The organism is Gordonia sp. SID5947, from assembly GCF_009862785.1.
Lineage (GTDB): Bacteria > Actinomycetota > Actinomycetes > Mycobacteriales > Mycobacteriaceae > Gordonia.
Window position 1 is genome coordinate 3,458,286 of sequence record NZ_WWHU01000001.1, and the last position, 24,381, is coordinate 3,482,666.

General features: G+C 66.1%; 20 protein-coding genes, 3 tRNA genes and 1 pseudogene. 11 read left to right on the plus strand and 13 right to left on the minus strand.

Features of this window, described 5'->3' with window-relative positions:
* The first annotated feature begins 7 nt into the window (after positions 1-7).
* From GTV32_RS15865 to GTV32_RS15890, 6 genes are all read left to right on the plus strand, one after another.
* Entirely contained in the window at positions 8-982 is a 975-nt protein-coding gene (locus GTV32_RS15865) for a DUF3566 domain-containing protein (protein ID WP_161061132.1), read from the plus strand.
* 325 nt (positions 983-1,307) lie between these two features.
* Positions 1,308-1,381, plus strand: a tRNA-Ile gene (locus tag GTV32_RS15870).
* Positions 1,382-1,441: 60 nt separating this feature from the next.
* Positions 1,442-1,517, plus strand: a tRNA-Ala gene (locus tag GTV32_RS15875).
* Positions 1,518-1,760: 243 nt separating this feature from the next.
* A complete protein-coding gene (locus tag GTV32_RS15880) occupies positions 1,761-2,240 on the plus strand; it encodes an enoyl-CoA hydratase (protein WP_161061133.1) in 480 nt (159 codons plus the stop codon).
* Between the two features lie 306 nt (positions 2,241-2,546).
* A complete protein-coding gene (locus tag GTV32_RS15885; RefSeq protein ID WP_202421813.1) occupies positions 2,547-3,401 on the plus strand; it encodes a hypothetical protein in 855 nt (284 codons plus the stop codon).
* A gap of 130 nt (positions 3,402-3,531) precedes the next feature.
* Positions 3,532-4,728 carry a hypothetical protein gene (locus GTV32_RS15890; RefSeq protein WP_237421559.1) on the plus strand — a complete coding sequence of 399 codons (1,197 nt, stop codon included), beginning with the start codon at positions 3,532-3,534 and terminating at the stop codon, positions 4,726-4,728.
* A gap of 1,456 nt (positions 4,729-6,184) precedes the next feature.
* On the opposite strand, the gene GTV32_RS23885 is transcribed toward GTV32_RS15890, so the two are convergent.
* Both GTV32_RS23885 and GTV32_RS23155 read right to left on the minus strand, forming a co-directional pair.
* Positions 6,185-6,466: a DUF4190 domain-containing protein gene (locus GTV32_RS23885; protein ID WP_343287351.1), complete on the minus strand. Its 282-nt coding sequence runs from the start codon at positions 6,464-6,466 to the stop codon at positions 6,185-6,187.
* 895 nt (positions 6,467-7,361) lie between these two features.
* Positions 7,362-7,538: a hypothetical protein gene (locus tag GTV32_RS23155; RefSeq protein ID WP_202421815.1), complete on the minus strand. Its 177-nt coding sequence runs from the start codon at positions 7,536-7,538 to the stop codon at positions 7,362-7,364.
* A 144-nt stretch (positions 7,539-7,682) separates the two neighbouring features.
* On the opposite strand from GTV32_RS23155, the gene GTV32_RS15900 reads away from it, so the two are divergent.
* Positions 7,683-8,204, plus strand: a complete 522-nt coding sequence (locus GTV32_RS15900; RefSeq protein WP_161061136.1) for a peptidylprolyl isomerase — start codon at positions 7,683-7,685, stop codon at positions 8,202-8,204.
* 47 nt (positions 8,205-8,251) lie between these two features.
* Positions 8,252-9,145, plus strand: coding sequence for a rhomboid family intramembrane serine protease (locus GTV32_RS15905; protein WP_161061137.1), 894 nt, complete (start codon positions 8,252-8,254; stop codon positions 9,143-9,145).
* Positions 9,146-9,163: 18 nt separating this feature from the next.
* Here GTV32_RS15905 and GTV32_RS15910 read toward each other — a convergent pair whose 3' ends face one another.
* The gene (locus tag GTV32_RS15910; RefSeq protein ID WP_161061138.1) at positions 9,164-9,667 is read right to left on the minus strand and encodes a PH domain-containing protein; all 504 of its coding nucleotides are present in this window, start codon (positions 9,665-9,667) and stop codon (positions 9,164-9,166) included.
* Between the two features lie 92 nt (positions 9,668-9,759).
* The gene (crgA, locus tag GTV32_RS15915; RefSeq protein WP_124709472.1) at positions 9,760-10,050 is read right to left on the minus strand and encodes a cell division protein CrgA; all 291 of its coding nucleotides are present in this window, start codon (positions 10,048-10,050) and stop codon (positions 9,760-9,762) included.
* A 218-nt stretch (positions 10,051-10,268) separates the two neighbouring features.
* Here crgA and GTV32_RS15920 point away from each other — a divergent pair, with 218 nt between their 5' ends.
* On the plus strand, positions 10,269-10,952 hold the full coding sequence (locus tag GTV32_RS15920) for an aminodeoxychorismate/anthranilate synthase component II (protein ID WP_161061139.1): 684 nt from the start codon (positions 10,269-10,271) through the stop codon (positions 10,950-10,952).
* 118 nt (positions 10,953-11,070) lie between these two features.
* Here GTV32_RS15920 and pknB read toward each other — a convergent pair whose 3' ends face one another.
* The 7 genes and pseudogenes from pknB to GTV32_RS15955 all read right to left on the minus strand — a co-directional run bounded on the left by pknB (position 11,071) and on the right by GTV32_RS15955 (position 20,774).
* Positions 11,071-12,999: a Stk1 family PASTA domain-containing Ser/Thr kinase gene (gene pknB, locus GTV32_RS15925; RefSeq protein ID WP_161061140.1), complete on the minus strand. Its 1,929-nt coding sequence runs from the start codon at positions 12,997-12,999 to the stop codon at positions 11,071-11,073.
* A gap of 106 nt (positions 13,000-13,105) precedes the next feature.
* Positions 13,106-14,491 carry a serine/threonine-protein kinase gene (locus GTV32_RS15930; protein ID WP_161061141.1) on the minus strand — a complete coding sequence of 462 codons (1,386 nt, stop codon included), beginning with the start codon at positions 14,489-14,491 and terminating at the stop codon, positions 13,106-13,108.
* Positions 14,491-15,996: a penicillin-binding protein 2 gene (locus tag GTV32_RS15935; protein ID WP_161061142.1), complete on the minus strand. Its 1,506-nt coding sequence runs from the start codon at positions 15,994-15,996 to the stop codon at positions 14,491-14,493. Before GTV32_RS15935 ends, GTV32_RS15930 begins: the two co-directional genes overlap by 1 nt.
* Positions 15,993-17,423: an FtsW/RodA/SpoVE family cell cycle protein gene (locus GTV32_RS15940; RefSeq protein WP_161061143.1), complete on the minus strand. Its 1,431-nt coding sequence runs from the start codon at positions 17,421-17,423 to the stop codon at positions 15,993-15,995. Before GTV32_RS15940 ends, GTV32_RS15935 begins: the two co-directional genes overlap by 4 nt.
* Positions 17,423-18,864: pseudogene (locus GTV32_RS15945) on the minus strand (protein phosphatase 2C domain-containing protein). Before GTV32_RS15945 ends, GTV32_RS15940 begins: the two are co-directional and overlap by 1 nt.
* A complete protein-coding gene (locus GTV32_RS15950; RefSeq protein ID WP_161061144.1) occupies positions 18,861-19,328 on the minus strand; it encodes an FHA domain-containing protein in 468 nt (155 codons plus the stop codon). Before GTV32_RS15950 ends, GTV32_RS15945 begins: the two are co-directional and overlap by 4 nt.
* A gap of 234 nt (positions 19,329-19,562) precedes the next feature.
* Positions 19,563-20,774 (minus strand): DUF3662 and FHA domain-containing protein, encoded by a 1,212-nt coding sequence (locus GTV32_RS15955; protein ID WP_161061145.1) that lies wholly within the window; start codon positions 20,772-20,774, stop codon positions 19,563-19,565.
* 388 nt (positions 20,775-21,162) lie between these two features.
* On the opposite strand from GTV32_RS15955, the gene GTV32_RS15960 reads away from it, so the two are divergent.
* A tRNA-Leu gene (locus tag GTV32_RS15960) sits at positions 21,163-21,248 on the plus strand.
* A gap of 70 nt (positions 21,249-21,318) precedes the next feature.
* Here the strand turns inward: GTV32_RS15960 and GTV32_RS24100 are convergent.
* Positions 21,319-21,945: a multicopper oxidase domain-containing protein gene (locus GTV32_RS24100; protein WP_343287352.1), complete on the minus strand. Its 627-nt coding sequence runs from the start codon at positions 21,943-21,945 to the stop codon at positions 21,319-21,321.
* Positions 21,946-21,953: 8 nt separating this feature from the next.
* A complete protein-coding gene (locus GTV32_RS24105; protein ID WP_343287353.1) occupies positions 21,954-23,180 on the minus strand; it encodes a multicopper oxidase domain-containing protein in 1,227 nt (408 codons plus the stop codon).
* A gap of 128 nt (positions 23,181-23,308) precedes the next feature.
* On the opposite strand from GTV32_RS24105, the gene GTV32_RS15970 reads away from it, so the two are divergent.
* Complete coding sequence (locus tag GTV32_RS15970; protein WP_161061146.1) at positions 23,309-24,151, plus strand: SDR family NAD(P)-dependent oxidoreductase; 843 nt, start codon at positions 23,309-23,311, stop codon at positions 24,149-24,151.
* Positions 24,152-24,381: the final 230 nt, after the last annotated feature.

Genomic DNA, 24,381 nt, shown 5'->3' on the forward strand with positions numbered 1-24,381 from the left:
GAGGGAAATGCCAGTGAGCTCACCGAACACACCGGACGACAAGAAGCCGACAAACGGGGATGTCGGTCCTCATGCGGCCTCTGGTCCGGGTGCACAGGCGCCCGGTGCTTCCGGAGCCGGTAGTGGACCGAATTCGCATGGATCGGCTCACGGTCCGGCGAGCGGTCCCGGAGGTCTCGTGCCGCCGTGGCAGCGGGGCCCCAACGGCACCGCCGCCGGGCAGGCGCCGACCGGGCCGAATGGATCACCGCAGCACGGCGACGGGTCCAACGGCACCGCACATCAGCCGGGTCCGCCACCGCGGGGCATCGTGAGTGCCACGGCGGCCGCCAGCATGGCAGGCCAGCAGGCCCCGATCACCAAGCTCGACGATCCCCGTGGCGATTCGGCGTCGTCGAACTTCCGCGGTGAATCGAGTGGGCCGCGGGGGAGTACTGCGACCGCCACCGAGGAGACGGAGAAGTTCGTCGAGTCACCGACTCGGCACATCGAGCGCGACGAACTGCCCGGGGAGAAGCTGCCGAACCTCGATGCCATCCACCATGTGAACTCGCCGTCCGGCACGTCCAGCACGCAGCAGACGAGCACCCGCTCGGCGCCGACGTCGATCGGCGGCCGGCCGCTCCGTGCGGCCGTCCAGATCCGCCGTATCGACCCGTGGGCGACTTTCAAGATCGCCGCTGTGTTGTCCGTGGCCGGCTTCCTGATCTGGATGATCTCGGTGGCCGTGCTCTATCTGATCCTCGACGGCATGGGGGTGTGGGACCAGGTCAACAGTTCGTTCGGAACGCTGGTCACCGCAGATGGATCCAGCAGCGAGGGTGACATCATCGGGGCAGGCTCGGTGTTCGGTTGGGCGGTGCTCCTGGGTGCCATCAACGCGATCCTGCTGACCGCGCTCGCGACCATCGGCGCCTACATCTACAACCTCTGCGCCGACATGATCGGTGGCGCCGAGGTGACGCTCGCGGATCTGGACTGACGTCCTTTCCGCCTCGAGTAGGGGCAACGACCGTCGTGTCCCGCCCGAGTGGTTGCGGCGGCGGTCGTGTCCCTCCCGAATGGTGGTGGCGGCGGTGGTGTCCCCTTCCGCTGTTCGAGTGGGTGAGGGCAGCCCGTCCCGTTTCACTGTTCCAGTGGCGGTGAGTGCGGCCGTGTCCCCTTCCGTCGGCCGAGTGGCGGCGGACGCAGTCGCGTCCCGTTCCGTCGGCCGAATAGCGGCGACGAAGGAGCCGCGAATCGAGGCCCCCCGACCACCCGTTTTGTATGTTCGGGCTTCGGTCGGGTAATCTCACACCTCGGTTCAAGGGCCTATAGCTCAGGCGGTTAGAGCGCTTCGCTGATAACGAAGAGGTCGGAGGTTCAAGTCCTCCTAGGCCCACTGCGAGAGGTGTTCCGCACACCCGATTCGCACCCAGTTCGGCCATCATCTGGCCGGCACGGGGCCTTAGCTCAGTTGGTAGAGCGCTGCCTTTGCAAGGCAGATGTCAGGAGTTCGAATCTCCTAGGCTCCACCATTTCGGCCTATCTTGATCTCATCTGGTTAGCGTTCGGGCCCTTTGGGCTCGGCGTGAGCTGTCCCTCATGGACACCTCGGTTCTCGTTAGAAGTCCTCTGCGTGCCAAAAGTCGACGACGACCTATGGGCGTTTGCGATGCAACTCTCGCGACGACGCCGCCTGCAAGGGGGTGTGCGTCAGGAGATCGGCTACGTTAGGGGGGTTGTCGGTGTCGACGTCGTACTTGGGGGCGAAGGTCTAGATGCGCAAGTTCGCTATTTGGTTGCTCGTTGTCAGCGTTAGTGCGATGACGCTGCTAGGTGCGGGGGCCGCTGTTGCACAGCCTCAACTGCCGCGCGTCGGCTATGGCGACAACTTCGGAATGTTCGGCGATCACGATTTCTGCCGCGGAAGCGTGAACATAGGGCTGACCTCGCCGAAGGGTAAGCGAGGCGTCACAAGGGTGACCGCGACGTCCTTTGGCTTCACCGGAGACGGCAAGGGATGGGCTAAGAATCCCAGGTGCCGAGTGTTGTTGATGACAACGCACCTGAGTGCCAACGCCTTCTACAAGCAGACGTTCATTCCGGCTACGTTTGGTCCGCGGCGTGGAGAGCGGGTGGTTAAGGACATCTTCACTGGTTCCGGACCAGTTCAGTTCACCATTGCGTCGTACGCTCGTGGGACCGCTGTCCGGTCGCCACAATCTTATGGCACTGGCTGGGTGATCCTGGTTCCCTGAATGCTGCCTTACTCGGCTCCGAATCGTCGTCTAAACGAATGAATTGAGCGTACGGGTGGCTCAATCCCATGCGACCAGGTTCGGACAGCCAGCCACGCCCATGAAACAATCCTGACGGCGATACACCGACGCTGGAGAACAGCAGGTCGGGTATCCTGCCAGCGAGCTTATGTCGGGGTGCGTTTAGGTTTTCGGGGGCTTTGTTGACGACGCAGGGGGAACTGTCCACCATCAGCGATGCTGATGCCTCGTGCCCGGTCACTGTCGAGTTTTCCCGAAACGGCCAGTGGAGGGGAGGCAGCTGTGTTGACCGGAAGTAGACCGGAGTGGTTCGCCGACATTCCCGCATGGCCCGCAACCGGTGAATCCCCAGCCCGCGAGCTGGCGCGAGCGCTTGCCGACGCAAGACTCGTCACCGCGGCTCCGCCCCGGTCGGACTCTGCGAGCTTCCCACCCGCCGAGCCGTCCGCGCCGCGCCTCGAATCAATCGGTGACGAGCTGCCGCAGTCGGACGAGCCCATCGAGGTCGCACCATCTGAGCGTCCTCCGCTGTCCGACGACGACCTGTTCGAGCAGATGCGAGTCCGGACGGTCACCCCGAAGGGGGATAAGGGCCCGAAGCGCTTCTGGACCAACCACCGCGGCCCCATCGTCGGCGCCGCCGCCGCGGTCGTGGTGGTCGGGGTGGCGGCCGCGCTGGCGATTGGCAAAGCGACGAGCGGCGACGATCCGGCCACTGATCAAGCGGCGGCGCCATCGAGCTCGGCAGCAGCGTCGACGGCCGTGGGTGCCGCGTGCCCGTCGACAACCGAACGTGGCGTCACGACCGGTAACGACGCCGGCGATCAGAATTCCGGCCCCGGCGTGATCAAGGCCTTCAACCATGCTTACTACGTCGAACGTTCGGCCTCGGCCGCTCGCGCCGTCGCCGCGCCCAACGCCGTGGCATCGCGGGACGTCATGCAGCGGTATATCGATCAGCGCTCGTCAGGCACGCAGTACTGCCTGTCTATCACCGCGCGCGGGAAGACCACATACGACGTGGTCCTGACGGAGATTCCACCGGAATCGGGCGCCGTCCCGATCGTCTATCGGCAGAGAATCCAGACCGTCGAGGCTCGCGGGAAGACCTGGATCGCATCGATCAAGTCCGTTGAGTGATCAGAGATCTCTGACGATGCCCCCGGCTTATCCGGTTCCCGAGCGAATCGGCAACGAAAGGAAGTTCTCGACCATGGCTCACCCACCCCGGCGCGGGGCTCGCCACCGCCACATCCCGGAGGACCATCGCATGCCGCTCCGGATGACGATGACGTCCGCAGCGCTGGCGGCCTCGATCGCGACGGGTCTGGGTGCGGGCTTGGCCCAGGCGGTTCCGGAACAGGGTGGGACGAGCCCGAGCGATACCGCGCCCCAACAAGGTGGCACGACTCCCGACGCGCCAGCTCCTGAACAGGGCGGCACCACACCGACACCTCAGGTCGAGCCGGCATACAACCCCGGGCCGGGTTCGATTCCGAGCCCGCCGCGCGAGGCGCCGTATCGGTCGTACTCAGAACCGGATTCCGGTGCGACGTACGAGAACGCGTACACACCGCTGCCGTCTCAGCCGTTGACGGCGCCGCGTCTTGCCAAGCCGGTGCGGCCGATTGCGCCGCCGCCCAAGAAGATTCGCGTGGGCAACTTTGTCACCGACATCCCCAAGGGCATGTCGCAGCGGGATGTGACATCGGTCAACGAGTGGTCAGCGTATGGCGAGGCCAAGATCGCACAAGGCTTGATCTCGGTCGGTGTTCCCGAAGATGAGGCGACGAGGCAGGCTGCCGCCACCATCATCGGTGTGATGACCGGGGGCACCGCCGGTGCGGTCACACTGGGTATTCCGGCGGCGGCGATGGGTGCGGTCGGTGGTGCGGTGGTCGGCGCCGGGGTGGGGGCTGCAGTCGGGTTTGGCATGACACTGCCAGCAGGCGGCACGGGTGCTGGTCCGGGTGCGCTGATCGGCATTGGTGTTGGCGCTGCGGTGGGCGCGGTCGGCGCTGGCGGAGCTGGTGCTGCTCTAGGTGCCGCGCTCGGTGGCACTGCCGGTGGAGCCCTCGCCTACGCCCTAGGAGCTGGAGACCCCGGCGCGCATCCGAAGGAGCCATGGAAGCAGGGAAAGCCGCATGCACCGGAGGCCCAGCCTCTTCCGAACCCGGGTGCAAACCAATTCGAGTACAAGCTGTCAGCCGATGACGCGAAGAAGTCCGGTCTTCCGAGCGTCGAGTACGTGGTGAACCACCACGGTGACGTCAACCTCGGGGTCGGGAATTGGAGAGCGAACTGGAGCGTCGACCAGGCGCTGGCACCGTATGGAGTCCTGGGTGGGGGGGCCAAGCAGGGTGAGAACTCTGCTCGTGACATGACAAAGCAGCGCAGCGGACAGATAAAGTCGGCGGTACCCGGCGGCGAAGTGAACTGGCCGCAGGAAGCGGCACCGGCGCGCTGACCACGTCGACGCGCTCCGAATAGACTGGCCGCGGCGTCCCGGAATCTGGGACGTAGCTGCGATCCGGCTGTTTGTGGATCACCCGACACAACCGATTTCGAGAGTGACGATGAGCGAGGATGCACAGGGACAGTCCGGCCCGATTCATCCACCGGACACCGCAGAACGAAGCGTGGTCGTGTGCGGGACGGCGGGTGGCGTGGGCGTTTCCGTCGTCTCGGCCCTGTTGGCCGAGTACCGCGCAGGCGCGTCGCTAGGGGGCGCATCATGGTGGGTGGACGCCGCCGGCAATGACGGAGACTTGCACCAGCGTCTTCGCGCCACTGGAGATCAGGCGCTGCTACGAACTGGGACAGGCACAGGACTCTTGCCGGCCCCTGACGCTGCAGTCACCGATGTGGTCTTACACAGCTGGCGATTCGGTGCGGTGCCCGTCGTCGACGCGGGAGCTCGACCACTCTCGGTTCTGACGGAGCTCGAGAACCCCGAGTTGCACAATGTCACGCCGGTTTTGGTGGTCGGCCCAAGACCCGATCTCCTGAATCGTGCACGGGAAATATTCACCGAATGGGACCACTCGGGTGTGTTGTCGCGCACCGTTGTCGTCATCTGTTGCCAGGTGCCGACTCTGAACCACCAAGCGCTCACCCAAATGCTGGTTGACGTGATCTCAGGGAAAGTGGCCGGCGTTGTCGGGCTGGACTACGAGCCCGTGCTCGGTGAGGGAACAGCCCTCGACAGGGATGCGCAGCAGAGGTTTTCACCGAGCACATGGAAGGCGTTCCGGAGTCTCGCGACGTCGACGGCGAGATAGCGAGACCCCGCGGCCTTGGTCGGGCGTCGATTCAGATAAGGAAGCGGCAGCCCTCTGCGTGTGAGGCGCACCGGCAGCCACCGATTGCACCGCGTGATTCTCGATGGAACGGGCCGTTGAAATTCAGGGAATCACAACGAAATTCCTTGTGCCCCATTGCACTCCCTCAGTAAAGAACTCCAGCATGTGTACTCCGCTACCGGGGTGAAGCGTCAGCCTGACAGGCTTCCCACCACGCGGACCCGCGACGACAGTCCGGTACCAACCCTCGCCCCGAACAATGTCCATGCGGGCGCCGACGCGTAGCTTGCAGACGGGGTTTCGGTGCCAACCCGGATCATCGCCGACGAACGAACGCGGGGTGTAGGAGACAAACGCGTTGCCTGGGCGGTTCGGGTCAACTTCAATCTTGACGTGGATGGCTCCACGACAGCCACTGGTCCCGCCCACTGCCCAGATGTCTTCGCTGTATTGGCTGATCCGAGGTGCTGGGTGTGGTGCCGCGACCGCGGTCCCCGCACCGACGACGGATACAGCAACCAGCGCAACTGCACTGCACAACAAGATCAAGGAATGACGGAACACGTCAGGCCTTTCAATTCGGTTACGACTGTGCCGACGAGCGTTTCAGGGACAACCGCGCTACGACCCCTGACCCGCAATCCAGAAATACATCAGCAGCGCCAGCACAAACACGGCGATGTAGAGCCATCCTATCCAGATGGCAACGCGCGCAAAGGGTTCACCGAGTTCGCGACTACGCGCGATGCTGGCGCGTGAGCGGTACCCCAGATAGAGACCGACAGGCGCAGTGATCCCGAGGATGGACAAGACCAACGCCCAGATGGCCGTTCGGTTGGTGGGACGGTTCGATGCAGCGGCACGGGGGGACTGACCTGCAGCGGTGCGGGTGCGTGGCGGCACGGTCTCCTCCGGAACGTCATCGACAGGCTTGTTGATCGACGCCGAATAGGCGAGCGGCCTGGCGGACTCGCTCTGTTCGGTTTTCGCGTCCTGCGGCAGGTTGGCGGGCCTGAAGTCTTCGGATGGCCCAAGGGGGACTCCGGGGCGGTTGACGGTCGTCTTCTCATCACCCTGCGGTGCGGCGGGCGTGCGAGTCGTCGCCTCGGAGGAAGCGGCGGCAGCCGGGATGGAGGCGGCACGCGTCGGGGCGGCACCGGGTGGCGGACCACCAGGCGGTGGACTGCCCGGGGGCGGCCCGCCGGGCCCAGGGCCGTGTGGTGGGCCACCAGCAGGAGGTGTCGGACCGCCACGGCCTGGCGGAGGTGGTCGCTGGCCTTGGGGGGGCCGATAACCGGGAGGCGGCGGGCCGCCGCGACGCGGTGGCGGTGCATTGCGGGGGCCGCCCGGGCCACTGGTCCACGGCGGGACACCTCCGCGCGGGGCGTTTGCGGGTGGCGGTCCACCTGGTGGAACCGGGGCGGGGCCGCCCGGCCCGCGTCGTCCTTGCGGCCTCGGGCCGGGCCCACCGGCAGGCGGCGGCCCGGATTGCTGGGGACGCGGGGCGCCCGGGCCCGGCGAGGGAGGGGACGGAGCCTGACGCGATGGTCCGGATGCGGGCTGTACCGGGCCGGGCGCGGTGACCGGTGCGGTCGGACGGCGCTCCCACGGGGCAGAAACCGGCGGGGTCGGCGTCGCGGCGTCACTGTCGCCGTTCTTCCCGCCGTCCGTGGGTTCCGGCTCGGCGGGCGGACGCGAACTGTCGTCGGAGGTCACCATTACAAATTACCGGTCTCGGCGGAGCGACCGCGCCGCTACCGCTGGGTCGTTCGTCGCAGTGGCCCGGTCGACGCGGAATTCATGAAGCCGCCGTCGTCGAGTCTCCGGGTGTGGAATTGAGCTGCTCGACCCGTGGGACCGTCGCCGACACAGGTGCGGGTTCGCGACGCGACCTGCGGACGATGACCACCGCGACCGCGGTCGCGAGCAGGGAGGCCAGGACCGACACCACGGCCCACACGTACTTGTTCGGCATACCCACCAGCGTGCCAGCCCGACTGATCGCGTGTCACCTCGGGCATCTCCGACGAGGCTGGAGCTGTCGCCGATCGATTGACGGGCGCCACATTGTTCGCGGACGGCAGAGTGCAGACTTGCCGTCAAGTGGTTGGATGGAGATGTGACTACTCAGAAGCAGACCGCGACCCTTCACACCAATCGCGGCGACATCGTTGTCGAACTCTTCCCGAACCACGCACCCAAGACGGTGGCCAACTTCACCGGCCTCGCAGACGGATCCCAGGGGTACAGCCGGCCCAACGCCTCCGGCGGCGACAGCGGCCCGTTCTACGACGGCTCGGTGTTCCACCGCGTCATCGAGGGGTTCATGATCCAGGGCGGCGACCCGACCGGCACCGGCCGCGGAGGCCCCGGCTACCAGTTCGCCGATGAATTCCACCCGGAACTGCAGTTCGACCGTCCCTACCTGCTGGCCATGGCCAACGCAGGACCGGGGACCAACGGCTCTCAGTTCTTCATCACCGTCGGCCCTACCCCCCACCTGAACCGCAAGCACAGCATCTTCGGTGAGGTCGTCGATCCTGCATCGCAGCAGGTTGTCGACGCCATCGCGACCACGGCGACCGACCGCTCCGATCGCCCGCTCGACGAAGTCGTCATCCAGAAGATCGAAATCAACTGACCGGCCCGCAACACCCCGGACCCCAGTACGCCGCCGGTCAGCCGGCGGTGTGCGTCCGGCATCCCGACCGCCCGACCGGCCTGTCCTGTAGCCGGTGCGGGCGGCCCGCATGCCCGGAATGTCTGCGCCCAGCGGCCGTCGGCCAGCACTGTGTCGACTGTCTCCGCAACGACGGCGTCCAGCGGTCGGTGACGCGGCCGACGTTCGGCGACCGCGGCATCCGGCCGATGGTGGCCAAGCCGATGGTGGCCGCCCGTCCGTACGCGACCTACGGTCTGATCGCCGTCAACCTCGTCGTCTTCGCGATCTGCCTGATGCAGGCGAAGGGCGGCGACATGGTGCGGTCGCAGCTGTTCGTCGACTGGGCGCTGGTGAAACCCTGGGTTGCCGGTGGCGACTACTGGCGGTTGCTCACCGCAGGTTTCCTGCATTTCTCGGTCACCCACATCGCGCTGAACATGATCTCGCTGTACATCCTCGGGCGTGACCTCGAGGTGGCTATCGGGATCCCCCGCTACTTGGCCGTCTACGTGACGTCGCTGCTCGGCGGGAGCGCGGCCGTCATGGTGTTCGGCGATGTCGCCATCAACGCCGGTGCGTCCGGCGCGATCTACGGTCTGATGGGCGCGGTGCTGATCATCGTGCTGAAAGCACGTGTCTCACCGGTACCGGTGATCTCGATCATCGTCCTGAACCTGGTCCTGTCGGTGACGATCCCAGGGATCTCCCTGCTCGCCCATGTGGGCGGCCTGGTCTTCGGTGCGGCTGCCACCGCGGGCATCATCTTCCTGCCGCAATGGGTGCTCTCGCCGCAACGGCGTACCGCAGCGTCGGTGAGCCGGGTCGGCTGGATAAGCGTGGCGGTCTTGCTCGTGCTCGCCATCGCCATCGGCATCGGGGCCGGGATCACCTACGCCAGCACACACGTCGTGGTCGGCTGACCACCTCGCGGACCCGTTCTATCGACGCTGATCCTCGACGACGAAACCGGCTTGCCGGAGAGCGTCGACGACGTCGCCGAGATCTGCGCCGAGATCCCATCTGCTGAACACCACGAGACGGGTGTCCTCTCGCAAGCCGTCGCTCGATGACATCGAGGGTGCATCGTCGCGGAGCACATCGAACTCGAGCTGACCGGTCCGCCGGCCGATGCGCCGAAAGTCGATCAGACGGATCCGATCAATCCGATCCCGCGGATAGGTGTGGGTGCCCCCGAGAGTGCGAAACGTGATCGTCGGCTGTGGATCAACAGTGCTCACGGCAAGCCGGGGACGTATCCACAGGGCATATCCGGCGAACGCCAGAAGGAGCACCGCGGCGAATCCCATGAGGACCAAACCGACTGGGTCGGAGGCGGTCAATATCGCCGCGACCAGCAGGATCAGCCCGCCGGCGGCGAGTGTGTACGCCGCCGGGCGCGGTGTCGACCACTCGTATGTGGACAGACCGGCAGAGTTATCCACAGGACTTACTCACAGTGGGGATGAGTTACACACATGTGATTTCCACAGTGTGGATGAATTACACACATGTGAGTCGGATGCAGCACCGGTGGTCAGCGCCACCGCATCGTCATCAGCAGACCCACCACCATCAGGGCGAATCCGATCAGGAAGTTCCAGGGACCGAGGTTGTACATCCAATGCAGGGCCTTGCCCTCGGCGCCGAGAGCAGACGGGGTCGCGACGAGATAGAACACGATGAGCCAGGCGAGCCCGAGCAGCATCAGTCCGAGCATGATCCACACGTAGATGTTGCTCGACGGTCCGGCCTTCACCTTGACCGGCGTACGACTGGCCGGGTTGATGGTGTAGTCGGTCTTCTTCCGGACTTTTGACTTCGGCATGACTTCCTTTGTAGTGCTGAACAGCGCATCGGGCTGTCGGTCGGCGCGACGGTGCCGGAGATGGCCCGCACCGGGTTCCGGCGGTCCGTCGCTCTCGCAAGAGTTCCGTGTCCACGGTATCGCACCAGGTAGCTGACCCGACAATGTCGCGATTCCGGCGTCGACCGTCATCGAAAACCAGATGACCCACGTCGGGCCGCCCGCGGTAGCCTGACGGGGTGAATCAGCCGTCCGCGCACGTGGGAGCCGGAAGTGACTCCGGCCGCATCCTGGTCATCGACAATTACGACAGCTTCGTCTACAACCTCGTCCAGTATCTCGGACAGTTGGGCGTCGAGGCCGTGGTGTGGCGCAACGACGATCCGCAGCTCGCCGATCCGGCGGCCGCGGTCGAGGGTTTCGACGGTGTGCTCCTCAGCCCGGGACCGGGCACGCCGCAGCGCGCGGGCGCGACGATTCCGATGGTCGGCGTCGCACGCGACACCGGGCTGCCGCTGCTGGGCGTGTGCCTCGGTCACCAGGCGATCGGCGCCGCGTTCGGTGGGACTGTCGACCGTGCGCCCGAACTGCTCCACGGCAAGACCTCACTGGTGTTCCACGACGACGCGGGAGTGCTCGCCGGACTACCGGATCCGTTCACCGCGACGCGCTACCACTCGCTGACCGTCCTCCCCGAGACCATCCCGGACGAACTGATCGTCACCGGACGTACGGAGACCGGCATCGTGATGGCGATGGCCCATCGGGAACTGCCCATCCACGGCGTGCAGTTCCACCCGGAGAGTGTCCTCACGCAGGGCGGTCACCGGATGCTCGCGAACTGGCTGGCGGTCTGCGGTATCGACATCGACGAATCGCGGGTGGCGGTTCTGGAGGCCGAGATGGTCGACGCCATCGGCTGACGCCCTTCGTGGCTCGCTTCGCTCGCACCTCAGGGGCGGGGTGGCCGTGCTCGCATCTCGGGGGCGGGGTGGCGTGCTTGCGTCTCGGGCAGCGGGGAAACCTCGGGATCGGGGGCTGTCAGCCGGGTAGCAGACTGCCTTGCCCGACGACGATGGAGACAGACCCGTTCTTGCGGACGCGTGCCCCGGCGTCGGGCTCCTGACCGACCACCTTGCCGTCGTCGGGACTGGTGATCGGGACGTTCCGCGTCGACCTGGTGAGCGTCGTGTCCGACCAGCCTGCCGCGGCGAGCGATTGCCGGGCCTGTGCCGGAGTCTGTCCGCGCAGGTTCGGCATCACGAACATGTTGCCCCGCGACACGACGATCTGGACCGTCGAGCCCTGTTCCACGGTGGTTCCCGCCGACGGCGAACTGCTCACGACCTGCCCGGCCGGCAGCTCCGAATCGCCTGCGACCGAGACCACCTTCAGATTGACCTGCTCCAGGACGGTGCGTGCCGCATCTTCGGTCTGCCCGGTCACGTCGGGGACGGTGATCTCACGCGGGCCGTTGCCCACATGCACCACCACCGCACCATTCACCGGGGCCTCGGCACCGATCGGCGGCGTGGTGCTGACCACCTTGTCCTTCAGGTCCACGCTCGAATCGACCCGATCGGTCTTCACGTTCGAGAAGCCGAGGACACGTAAGGCCTCGGTGGCCTCGTCCGGGGGCTGGCCCTGGAGGTCGGGCATCTTGTGACGCTGCGGACCGGTCGAGATGTACAGGGTGATCTCGGATCCCTGCGTGGCCAGGACGTTTTGGGCCGGTGCCGACCGCGTGGCCGAGCCGCTCGCCACGTCGAGACTGGGTTCCTCGAGCTGCTTGACCTTGAAACCGGCCCTTTCGAGGCTGTCCCGCGCGTCGGTGAGCGACTTGCCCGCGACGGCGGGCACCGGCACCTGACGTGCAGAGTCCGCACTCCATGGCGACCACAGCAACAACCCGGCGACCAGCACGACGACAGCCGCGATGGCACCGATCACCGGACCACGGATACGACGCCGCGACGGATCCTCGTCGTCGGCGACTCCGTCGGCGTCATCGCGCCGATGGTTCCCGCTGCCACGTCTGACGCCGGCCTCGGCGGCCAGGGCGCGGCGCGGTCCACTGTCCATGAACTCGGTGCGGTCCTCGTCGGAGAGCAACATCGGTGCCGACGGCTTGCCGCCCGCGAGCACCTTGATGAGGTCGGATCGCAGATCGGCGGCCGACTGATAGCGGTTGGCCGGGTTCTTGCTCATCGCCTTCAGCACGACGGAATCCAGTTCGCGCGGGATCTCCGAACGGATCGACGACGGCCACGGCGGATCCTCGTGCACGTGCTGGTGCGCGACCGCCACGGGCGAGTCACCGGTGAACGGCGGTTCACCGGTGAGCAACTCGAAAAGGACACAGCCCATGGAGTAGATGTCGCTTCGCGGATCCACCTTGATGCCGCGCGCCTGCTCCGGCGACAGATACTGCGCCGTGCCCATGACCGCCGACGTCTGCGTCATCGTCGACGTCGAGTCGCTCATCGCGCGGGCGATGCCGAAGTCCATCACCTTCACGGCGCCGGACTTGTCGATCATCACGTTGGCGGGCTTCATATCGCGGTGCACGATGCCGTTGCGGTGCGAGAAGTCCATCGCGGCAGCCACATCGGCCATCCAGGTCATCGCCTGGCGCGGCGAGACCTGGCCGTTGGCCCGGAGTACGTCTCGCAGGGTCTCACCGTCGACGTACTCCATCACGATGAACGGCAGGGGGCCGTCCTCGGTCTCGGCCTCCCCGGTGTCGAACACCTGCACGATGGTGGGGTGGTTCAGCTTCGCCGCGTTCTGCGCCTCTCGGCGGAAACGGAGATAGAACGTCGGGTCACGGGCCAGGTCGGCGCGCAACACCTTGACCGCGACGTCGCGGTGAAGCCGGAGATCCCGGGCAAAATGGACTTCCGACATACCGCCGAACCCGAGAGTCTCCCCCAGTTCGTACCGATCGGAGAGATGGTGCGGTGTCGACATCACCTTGCGCTCACCATCTTTCGCTGCTCGCGATCGTCCGGACGGTGACCGGGCGGGTATGCCCGGACCGCGCTTCGAAACGACACCTCATCCATTATCGGTCAACTCATCCACCCGGGAAGCCAGGAATGGTGAACGTCGGGAATTTCGGACGCTCTGCGGTGGGAGCACCGGGGTCGGTGGTCTCGGGAACCGTCGTCGTGGTGGGCGCCTCCGGGGTTGTCGTCTCCTCGGTGGTGGTCCGCGTCGTGGTCGTCGGTCGTTCGCGCGTGGTCGTCGGGACCGGCGCTTCTTCCTGAGTTGTCTCCGGGGCCTCGGTGGTGGTCTCGGTGATCGTCGTCGTCGACGACGGTGCCGGAGTCTCCGCGCCCGACGAATCCAGGTTCAACAGCCAGTAGCCGAGCAGTGCGAGCGCAGCGATCAACAGCGCCCCGGCGACGCCGGCCAGCACCTTCTGACCCGTGGTCCAACTGTTGTCGTCGGCCGGGGGTACCGGTCGACTGGGCGGCCGGCTCGTGGTGCGTGCGGTCGCGGGCTGGGCCGCGGCGGTATCGGCCATCGCCCGCGTGTTGGGATGCATGGCCGCTGCTGCGGCGGCGCCACCCACGGCACCCGCCGCGGCGGCACCGGCGATCGCGCCGGGACGCGGAGGCCGGTGACCTGCGCGTACCGCGGCCACCGCGGCCGCGAACTCGCCGCCGTTGGCGTACCGCTGACGGGGATCCTTGGCCAGCGTGGTGTCGATCAGATCGCGCACGTTGCCGGGCACACTCGTCGGCAGGGGAGGCGGGGTCTCCCGGATGTGCTTCATCGCCACGGTGATCGCGCCGTCGCCGAGGAACGGCCGGCGACCGGTCAGCGCCTCGTACCCGACCACACCGAGCGAGTAGACGTCCGACGCCGCGGTCGCCTCGTCGCCGGTCGCCTGCTCAGGCGAGATGTACTGTGCGGTGCCCATCACCATGCCGGTTTGGGTGACGGGCGCCGAATCGACCGCCTTGGCGATGCCGAAGTCGGTGATCTTGACCTGACCGGTCGGCGTGATCATGATGTTGCCCGGCTTCACGTCCCGGTGCACCAGGCCCTGGCTGTGCGCGGCCTGCAGCGCACGTCCGGTCTGCTCGAGCATGTCGAGGGTGTTGGTCAGCGACAGCCGTCCCATTCGGGAGATCACCGCGTTCAACGGTTCGCCGTCGACGAGTTCCATGACCAGGTAGGCCAGCGGATCGCCGCCACCCCGGTCGGGGGTCTCGCCGTAGTCGAAGACGTTCGCGATCCCCGGGTGGTTGAGTTTCGCTGTGGTCTGCGCTTCCGTGCGGAATCGGGCCGTGAACTCGGGGTCGTTCGAGTACTCGGCCTTGAGAACCTTGACCGCGACCCGCCGGTTGAGCCGGCTGTCGAGGGCCTCCCAGACCTGGCCCATGCCACCGGTGGCGATGAGTCGCATCAGCCGATAACGGTCGGCGATCGTGGTACCGCTCTGCAGGGTCATCAGCGTGCACCTCCCACAAGCGCATTGATCACTGCTCGTCCGATCGGCGCCGCCACCGTACCCCCTGTCGACGCGGGACCCGGGTCCCCGTTCTCGACCACCACCGCGACCGCGACCTGCGCATTGGACGACGGCCCGAAGGCGATGTACCACGAGTAAGGCGTCTCCGACTCGACGTCCGAGGTCGCCGAGTGTTCGGCGGTACCCGTCTTCGACGCGATCGAGACCGGACCGCCGGCACCCTGTGTACTCCGTTCCGACTCGATCATCAGCGACGTCAGGGTCGCGGCCTGATCTGAACTGATCGGCTCGTTGATGGTCGTCGGTTGGGTCGTCTGCAACGTCCGCAGATCGGCCGCCTGCAATTTGTCCACCAGATAGGGCTGCATCCGGACGCCGCCGTTGGCGACGGTGGATGCCACCATCGCCATCTGCATCGGCGTCACTCGGACGTCTCGCTGCCCGATCGAGGCCTGACCGAGTGCGGCGAGGTCGGGGATGGCACCGACGGTCGACCGGGACACCGGTAGCGGGGTGTCCGGTTGTTTTTCGTCGAGGCCGAAGCGCTGCGCCGTCTCACGGAACACGGTGATCGGATCCTTCATCTTGTTCGTCGTCAGATCGACGAAAGCCGTATTGCACGAGTACTTGAACGCCTGGAGCAGCGATACAGTGCCGCCGGACGAACCCGGGCAGGTCTCACCGCCGTAGTTGGTCAGCGAGGTGTTGGTGTCGGGCAGCACGATCGAGGGCGCCGCCGTGAGCCGGACATCCGGGGTCTCACCGTCGCGGAGCGCGGCGGCCGTGGTCACCACCTTGAACGTCGACCCCGGCGGGTACAGCTGATTGACCGCCCGGTTGAGCATGGGATTGGCGATGTCGCCGGGCTGATTCCACGCCGCCCAGCTCTTCTCCCGCACATCCTGATCGTGGCTGGCCAACTTGTTCGGGTCGTAGCTCGGCGTCGACGCCATCGCCAGGATCTTGCCGGTGTTCGGCTGCAAGGCCACCACCGCACCGCGGCAGCCGCCCTGACAACCGTTGCGCAAGCCGTCGAAGGCCGCACGCTGCATCCGGGGGACGATGGTGCTCACCACGTTGCCGCCCCGCGGATCCCGGCCGGAGAACATGTCCATGAACCGCTGGCCGAAGAGGCGGTCGTCGTTGCCGTTCAGGATCGAGTTCTGGTACAGCTCCAGTCCGGTACTCCCGTACTGGAACGAGTAGTAGCCGGTGACGGGCGCAAAGGCGGTCGCGGTACTCGGCGGATACGTGCGCAGGAACTTGAGCCTGCTGTCGGTGGGTACCGACACCGCGACCACGGAGCCGCCGTCGGCGGTGATCGCGCCCCGCTGCCGCGCGTACTCGTCGAGCAGCACACGGTTGTTGCGCGGGTCGGACCGCAGCTTGTCGGCCTTGAACACCTGCACATACGTGGCGTTGGCGAGCAAGGCGATGACCATCACGATCACCGCCATGGACACCCGCTGGATGGGTTTGTTCATCGGCGCACCGCCTGTGTCGGCAACGAGTCGATGCTCTTGGGCGGCGGTCGTTTACGTGTGGGGTCGGGCTCGCGTGCCGCGTTCGAGATCCGGATCAGCAGGGCCACCAGGATGTAGTTGGCGAGCAGCGACGAACCGCCGTACGAGAGGAACGGGGTGGTCAGACCGGTCAGCGGGATCAGCTTGGTGACACCGCCGACCACGACGAACACCTGCACGGCGATGGTGAAGGAGAGGCCGGTGGCGAGCAGTTTGCCGAAGCTGTCCCGAACCGCGATGCCGGTGCGCAGGCCCCGCAGGACGAAGATCAGGTACAGCATGAGGACGGCCGCGAGGCCCACCAATCCCAGTTCCTCGCCGATGGTGGCGATGATGAAGTCGGTGTTGGCGAACGGGACGATGTTCGGTCGCCCAGACCCCAGGCCGGTGCCGAACAACCCGCCGGTGGCGAGGCCGAACAGACTCTGACCGATCTGGTATCCCGCTCCGTTGAAGTCGCTGAACGGATCCCGCCAGATCTCCACACGCACCTGGAGGTGGGCGAAGAGCTGATAGGCGAGCAGCGCACCGACGACGAACAGGGTCACGCCGAGTACCAGCCAGCTCGCGCGTTCGGTCGCGACATAAACCATCGTCAGCATCGTCGAGAAGATCAGCAACGAGCTGCCCAGGTCGGACGAATAGGCGAGCACCGCGATCGAGACGAACCAGGCCGCGAGCAGCGGACCGAGGTCGCGGGCCCGCGGGAAGTCCATGCCCAGGAAGTGTTTTCCCGCGGTGGTGAAGAGATCACGTTTCGACACCAGGAACGCTGCGGTGAAGATGATGATGAGGATCTTGGCGAACTCGCTGGGCTGGATCGAGAAGAACGGCAGGATGATCCAGTTCTTGGAACCGTTGATCTCCGACATCGACGACGGCAGCAGGGCCGGGATGATCAGGAGGACAAGGCCTCCCAGGCCGAGCGTGTACGAGTACCGCGACAGTGTCCGGTGATCGCGCACCAGGATGAGGATCGCCGAGAATGCGATGATGCCCAGTGCCGCCCAGACGAGTTGCTGATCGGCATTGTGGGTGACGTCGGTGGGATTGACCGTCTCACCGTTGCGTCCCGTACCCAGATCAAGACGGTGGATGAGGACCAAACCGAGACCGTTGAGAACGGCGACCACGGGCAACAGCAACGGGTCGGCGTGCGGCGCGTAGCGCCGGACCACCACATGCGCGGCGCCGAACAACACGACGTAGGCGATCACGTACTTCGCCAGATCCCAAGTGAGACTCTGCCCTTGGGCTGCTTGCACGATGAGCAGCGCCACCGTCACCAGACCGATGGCAAAACCGAGGAGCACCAATTCCGCCGTGCGACCGGTCTGTTCGGGTGGCTGGCGCGGTGGGGCGTGGACGGACGCTGCAGGTTGGCTCATCAGTGGCCCCGGCAGATCTTGTTGCCGTCGCTGTCATATTGCGGCTGCACCTGCGTCGACGTCTCGGTGGTCGGCGGAGCCGGAGCCGTGGTGCGCGGGGACGGTGCAGGAGCCGGCGTCGGCGGAGCCCCCGGGGCAGGGGCAGGGGCAGGCGCCGGGGCGGGCGCGGGCACAGTGGCAGGAAGTTCAGCTGCCGCACCCGTTCTTCGGCGTCGGCCAGCGGCATGTTGCGAATCGATTTGCCGACCACCGCGTTGCGGTCGAGTTCGGCGAGATCGGCGACCTGCAATGGGGTGCAGGTGTCCGACGCGTTGTCGTCGACGAACTCGATCTGCGGGTCGGTCTGGTCGAGACCGGTCACGCAGGCACTCTGAGATGTCGAACTCAGGTCGAGGAACAGCACTTTGTCGGGCGAACCCTGGAAGACCATCACGTCGCCCTCGACGGCGCCGACGTAATAGTTGTTGCGCACCATCGCCCGGGTGACGAAGAACCCGGCGACGATGAGTGCGATCACCGCGATCGCCGTGCCCGCGAGGAGCCACCGGTGACGCCGATTGCGCGGCGGCGGTTCGTCGTCGGCCATGATGGTCGGTCGCTGTGGTTCGGCCGGTGGCGGTCGCAACGCCGCGGCACGGCCGGCCGCCGTCGCCGGATTGGGGGTGTAACCCTCGTCATCGACGCCGGCGGCACCGCCGACGATGGGTCGCGAATCCCCGTATTCGGTGTCGACGACATCGGCGACGATCACCGTCACGTTGTCCGGCCCACCACCGCGCAGGGCGAGTTCGATGAGCCGGTCGGCACATTCCTTGTGGTCGACGATCGACCCGAGGGTGTCGGCGAGTGTCTCCTCGCTCACCACATCCGAGAGACCGTCACTGCACAGCAGATAGCGATCGCCGGCGCGCGCCTCCCGGATGGTCAGGGTCGGCTCCACCTCCTGGCCGGTCAGCGCGCGCATGATCAGCGAACGCTGCGGGTGGGAGTGGGCCTGCTCGGGCGTGATGCGGCCCTCTTCGACGAGGGTTTGCACGAATGTGTCGTCGCGGGTGATCTGGGTCAGCTGGCCGTCGCGGTACAGGTAGCCGCGCGAGTCACCGATATGGCAGAGACCGATACGGTTGCCCGCGAACAGGATCGCCGTGAGGGTGGTCCCCATGCCCTCGAGCTCGGGGGAGTGGTCCACCTGGGCGGCGATGGCGGCGTTGCCGCTGTGCGTGGCGCGGTCGAGTTGCGCGAGCAGATCGCCGCCCGGCTCGTCGTCGTCGAGGTTGCGCAGCGCCTGGATGACCAACTGGCTGGCGACCTCACCGGCCGCGTGGCCGCCCATCCCGTCGGCGAGTGCGAGCAATCGCGCGCCCGCATACACGGAATCCTCGTTGTTCGAGCGGACCAGCCCACGGTCGCTTCGCGCGATATAGCGCAGCACGAGTGTCACGGGCGCAACTCGATCACGGTCTTGCCGATGCGAATCGGTGTGCTGATGGGGACTTTGACGGCAGTTGTCACCTTGGATCGGTCGAGATACGTGCCATTGGTGGATCCGAGGTCTTCGACGTACCAGTCGTCGCCGCGCCGTGAGAGCCGGGCATGCCGCTCCGACGCGTAGTCATCCGTCAGCACCAACGTCGAGTCGTCGGCACGGCCGAGCAGCACCGGCTGCGTGCCGAGGGTGATGCGGGTGTTGGCCAGCGCACCATGTGTGACGACGAGGTAGCGTGCCGACCCCCTGGCGGTCCGAGCCGCCGACCGGTCCCGTTTGTCTCCCCGCGTATAGCGCGCCAACCGGGAGCCACCTGCGGTGGCGATGTCGGCCCGGAGAGTCCGGATGACGGCGTAGACGAACAACCAGAGCAGCAGCAGGAACCCGAACCGGGTCAGCTGCAGCACCAAGCCCTGCATTTACGTGTTCACCTCCAGCGCCATCGCCTCTCGTGGCCCGCTCGTTCCACCCCGGGCGCCTTGTCGTTGAAACGGACCCGACTGCATCTTATGGGCAGACGCCGATTTCGCCGACATCGAGATGTGACAGTTCAGTATCAACGCGCGACCCGACGTCCGATCCCTGTGGAGCGAGGCGCAGGCCGAGCGTCACGAAGGGCCGGATTCAGCGGAGACCGGGCAAATGCTCCTGGACTACTGGAATCGAACGGTGATGTCGGAGTGTCCGACGCGGATACGGTCGCCATCGGCGAGTTCCCAGCTGCTGACCTGAAGGTCGTTGACCGTGGTGCCGTTGGTCGAGTTCAGGTCTGTCAGCATCGCGGTGGAGCCGTCCCAGCGGATCTCCACATGCCGGCGCGACACGCCGGTGTCCGGGAGGCGGAACTGAGCGTCCTGGCCGCGACCGATGATGTTCGATCCGTCCCGCAGCTGGAAGGTGCGGTTGCTGCCGTCTTCGAGCAGCAGCGTGATCGCCGCCGGCGCGTAACCACCCGGCTGCGCGTAGCCCTGGTCGTACCCACCCTGCTGATAGCCGTACTGCGGCTGCTGGGCATAGCCCTGCTGGTAGTCGTAACCCTGCTGTGCGTACGCGGGATCGTAGGCGCCCTGCTGGTAACCCTGCTCGTAACCGGGCTGCTGTGCGTACGCCGGGTCGTAGCCGCCCTGCTGGTAGCCCTGGTCGTACGCCTGCTGGTCGTAGCCGGGCTGCTGTGCGTACCCCTGGTCGTAGCCACCTTGCTGGTAGCCCTGGTCATATCCCTGCTGGCCGTACCCGGGCTGTCCGTAACCCTGCTGCTGTGCGTAGGCCTGGTCGTAGCCGGGCTGCTGGGCGTAATTCTGGTCGTAACCACCCTGCGGGTAGTCGTAGCCACCTTGCTGGCCACCCTGGTCGTACGCCGGGTCGGTGCCCCTGCGCTGGTCGTATCCGGGGTTGTTGGTCATTTGTGGGGCTCCTACTTCTCGGTGTGCACGTTGTGGGTGCTGCTGTGCTGGTGGTCGCTGCGGACCGGACCCGACAGGCCGCAGGCGCACATCCGGGTTCACCGCACCGCGGGCGCGGAATATACCGGTATGCAACGACGGCGACTGGTCGAACTCTACGACCACCCGGCCGTAGGTCTGCCAGCCATTGTCGGAGATGAAGTTCTCGAGATGCTTGGAGAACGTTTTGCGATTCAGTTCGTACTCGGCCGCGATCTGCTCGTAGTCGGTGGGACTGAACAACAACGTATAGCTGTTGGGAGCGAGGACTGCACCGTCGCCGAGATCCTCGAGGGATTCCTCGGCCTCTCGTTGCAGTCCGTTCTCGATCTCCTGGGGGGCGACCTGGCCCCCGAAGACCCGTGCGAAGCCGTCGTCGACGGCTCCTTCGAGTTTGCGCTCTATGCGCTGCAGAATTCCCACCGGCGACCTCCCTTCGCGGCTCGGTTCCAGTCGGCCATGGCGTGTCGCCGTGCGTATGGCCTTGATAGATGATACCGATTGTGCCCATTATGACGGAGTCCCCGTCAATCCAGCACCGCGCGCAACATCAGCACCACCGACGTCGTGGTCATCACCCTACGCGCTGAACACGAGGTGACCAGCGACAATGCGCGCATTTCTGATCACGAATCGGAATATTGTTCTCGGAAAACGCGGGTACATCCGGTTCGCGCGGGCCGTCGACGACCCGCGTTCACCGGCCGCACCCGCGTGACGTGGCCGTGCAGCGGGTAGCGAGGGCGACCGACCGGTTTTACTTCCGCCCGTCGGCCTTGCTATCGTCTTCCAGTCTCACGCAGACAGCCACGGGCGAGTGGCGGAATGGCAGACGCGCTGGCTTCAGGTGCCAGTGTCCTTCGGGACGTGGGGGTTCAAGTCCCCCTTCGCCCACCACGAGCAGATCAGCTCCGATCGATCACCAAGGTCAGGCCGCAGAAGATGCGACCTGACCTTTTTGGTGTGTTCACGGCACCAGCCGATACCGCAACATCATGTCGTGGTCCTCGTGGTCGAGGATGTGGCAGTGCCAGACGTAGCCCTGTAGGTCGGAGGCGGCAGTTCCGTGGACCGGCATCGCCCCGGCGTGGTGCTCCGCGGTCATGTGTGGCGCGGTCATGTGCGGCGCGACCGATCGACCGTGCGCCGGTCGGGTGCGCGAATCCGTGGCGTCCGAGGAGAAGATCGCGTCCGGATCGAAACCGAGCTCGTCGGCCCGGGGGAATCGGACCAGGATCGACGTCACGTGGCCGCCGTCGGCCCGCACCGTGTCCTTCCAACCCGCCTCCCACGCGCTCGCAGGTCGCATGGGCCCGGCGTAGAAGTTGCTCGGGTCGGGTGCCCAGCGGGTCCCGATGGGCGGCTGTGGATTGGCCGCCTGGTACTCGACAGTGCGCAGGGGTCGTCTCCCGAGAACACGGAACATGATGAGGTGCAGGTGGATCGGATGCGGGTCGGGCGTGATGTTGATGATGTCCCACCGCTCGACGGTGCCCTCCCGGGGCTTCTCGATCTGCGGGTCGCGGAACCGCAGATTGTTCAGTGACATGATCGCCGGCGGCAGACGGACCTCGTACGGCTGTGACACGGACACCCGTCGGATCACCTCGGGACGGGCCGGCGGGGGATACGCGCCGGCCGATTGCGGCCACCGCGCAGCGCAGTCGGCACCGGACCCCGGTGACCACGGCCGGTTCCCGCGGTGAAGCGACAGAACCTCGACAGCGCGACTTCGCCCAGCATGGTCGCCTGGAACGGAGGCGTCAGATCGTTGCACAGCTCGACCGACTCACCGGGCGCCAGCGAACCGAAATCCACCAGGATGTCGAAACGCTCGGCGGGTGCCACCAGGATGGAGCGGCACCGCACCGGTTCGTTGAGCAGACCGCCTTCGTTGCCGATCACCCAGAACCGCATGCGATTGGAGAAGAAGAGTCGCCAGACCGAGAACGACGCGGCGTTGATGAGGCGAAAGCGGTACAGCCCGCGTTCAACGGTCATCTTCGGCCACACGCGGCCGTTCACCACACCGCGATCGCCGACGGCACCGCCTTCCCACAGCCCCTGTGGGACGACGGGTGTGGATCGCAGGCTCTGGCGACCGTTCTCGTGAAAGACCTTCTCCTGCAGGACGAGAGGGATCTCATTCGGTCCGGACGGCAAACCGAGAGGATTGTCGGCGCCGCCGGTGTCATGGCCGTCGCGCAGGAAGTACATCCCGGTGAGCCCGGCATAGACGTTGGCGCGGGTGATGCCCATCGCATGGTCGTGATACCAGAGATGGCCGGCCTCTTGACGATTCGGGAACTCGAACACCGACGTCCCGTGGTGGGGCAGCAACAGACGCTGCGGGTGCCCGTCGAACTGCGGCGGAGTGGCTCCGCCATGCAGGTGCAAGGACGTGGGCGGGCGATCGCGATAACTCTCCGAGACACCGTGGATGGTGGTGTCGAGGTCTGCCGCGAAAGTATGCCTGCCGAGTTCGCTGCGATAGTGGAGGGTGGTCGGCTCGTCGACATGGGCTTCGATCGTCGGGCCGTGATACGACTCGCCGTTGTAACCCATCGCCGGCACCCGCGGCTGGTCGCGGTGGAAGCGCGTCGTGGTGGACCGAGCGACCATCTCGATCGGTTCGGTCGGCGACGACCTGATGACGGTCGGCACCGGCAGGTCGTCGACGTACTTCTCCATCGGCGGCGAATGGAAGATCGTCGGGTATGCGGGCGGCGGCGCGGGCTCTGCGGCCGCGGTCCCCCTACCCAGTCGCGCCGCTGCAGCGGCAGCAGCCGCACCGACGAGTAATCGTCGACGACCTATGTTCACGCTCACGCTTGCCCATCCCCCGATCAGTGGCGCTCATCTGAGACTCCGTGGAGAAGGTACCCCGCGTGTTCTCGCGCACACTCGGCCCCCGCAGGCCGGAGAATGATGCGACCACGTGAATCCCTAGGAGACCCATGCCGTCACTTTCCCTGACCAGCACACTGATGGACCTCGTCCAGCGCCGGAGTCTCCTCCCCGGGCCCGTCGAGGATGCCCTCGCCGGACCAGGGCGCGACGTCGCCGGTCTGACGATCGTCGTCACCGGGGCGTCGGCGGGCATCGGGCGACAGGCTGCGACTCTGCTCGCCGAGAAAGGCGCGCGCGTCATCGCCGTCGCGCGGAGAGAGGACGAACTGCGCACTCTGGCAGATGAAACCGGCTGCGAACACCGGACGTGCGACCTCTCGAAAGAGGCGGCCATCGAGTCCCTGATCGCCGATCTCGTTGCCGAGGAGGTCGACGTCCTCGTCAACAACGCGGGTCACTCCATCCGACGAACCGTCCTCGACTCCGTCGACCGGCTGCACGACTACCAGCGCACCATGCAGCTCAATTACTTCGCGCCGGTGCAACTGACGCTGGGCCTGCTCCCCGGCATGGTGGAGCGGGGCCACGGACAGTTCGTGAACGTGTGCACCTGGGGGATCATGGCCAACACGTTTCCGCGATTCTCCGCCTACGCCGCGTCGAAGAATGCGCTCGCCATCTTCGGGCGCAGTCTCAACGCCGAGAAGCCGCATCCGGCGGTCCGCGCGACCAACGTGCTCTATCCGCTCGTGCGGACCGAGATGATCGCGCCCACAGCCGAATACGACGACGTGCACGCGCTGAGCGTGGAGGAGGCGGGACGATGGATTCTCCGCGCGATCACCCATCAGCCCACCGACGTCGCGCCGGCCGCGCTGCGTGCGATCCTGCCGGTGATCGACTACTTCACACCGGGCACTGCTGATCGAGCGCTCGCGGCATTGACCTGATCGCCGCACGGCGACCGGAAGACTTGGGGAACAGAGACATCGGGAAGTGAAGCAGGACGGGAGCATCGTCTCCCGTGGCGGATGAGCGAAATGCGTTGGTGCTCACCAGAGGAAGCCGCCGACAGCTCGGAGAATGTTGAAAACCAGATCTGCGATCATACCGAACATGAGGGACACCTCCCTTCGACTCGTCTGTGCGCCGAAGACCCAAGTGTAATCCAGATCACACC

Excerpts from the sequence above, each read along its gene's own strand:
- GTV32_RS15865 (WP_161061132.1), top strand. The coding sequence starts at position 8 with ATGCCAGTGAGCTCACCGAACACACCGGACGACAAGAAGCCGACAAAC.
- GTV32_RS15880 (WP_161061133.1), top strand. The coding sequence starts at position 1,761 with ATGCGCAAGTTCGCTATTTGGTTGCTCGTTGTCAGCGTTAGTGCGATG.
- GTV32_RS15890 (WP_237421559.1), top strand. The coding sequence starts at position 3,532 with ATGCCGCTCCGGATGACGATGACGTCCGCAGCGCTGGCGGCCTCGATC.
- GTV32_RS23155 (WP_202421815.1), bottom strand. The coding sequence starts at position 7,538 with ATGCCGAACAAGTACGTGTGGGCCGTGGTGTCGGTCCTGGCCTCCCTG.
- crgA (WP_124709472.1), bottom strand. The coding sequence starts at position 10,050 with ATGCCGAAGTCAAAAGTCCGGAAGAAGACCGACTACACCATCAACCCG.
- pknB (WP_161061140.1), bottom strand. The coding sequence starts at position 12,999 with ATGTCGACACCGCACCATCTCTCCGATCGGTACGAACTGGGGGAGACT.
- GTV32_RS15930 (WP_161061141.1), bottom strand. The coding sequence starts at position 14,491 with ATGACCCTGCAGAGCGGTACCACGATCGCCGACCGTTATCGGCTGATG.
- GTV32_RS15935 (WP_161061142.1), bottom strand. The coding sequence starts at position 15,996 with ATGAACAAACCCATCCAGCGGGTGTCCATGGCGGTGATCGTGATGGTC.
- GTV32_RS15940 (WP_161061143.1), bottom strand. The coding sequence starts at position 17,423 with ATGAGCCAACCTGCAGCGTCCGTCCACGCCCCACCGCGCCAGCCACCC.
- GTV32_RS15950 (WP_161061144.1), bottom strand. The coding sequence starts at position 19,328 with ATGCAGGGCTTGGTGCTGCAGCTGACCCGGTTCGGGTTCCTGCTGCTG.
- GTV32_RS15970 (WP_161061146.1), top strand. The coding sequence starts at position 23,309 with ATGCCGTCACTTTCCCTGACCAGCACACTGATGGACCTCGTCCAGCGC.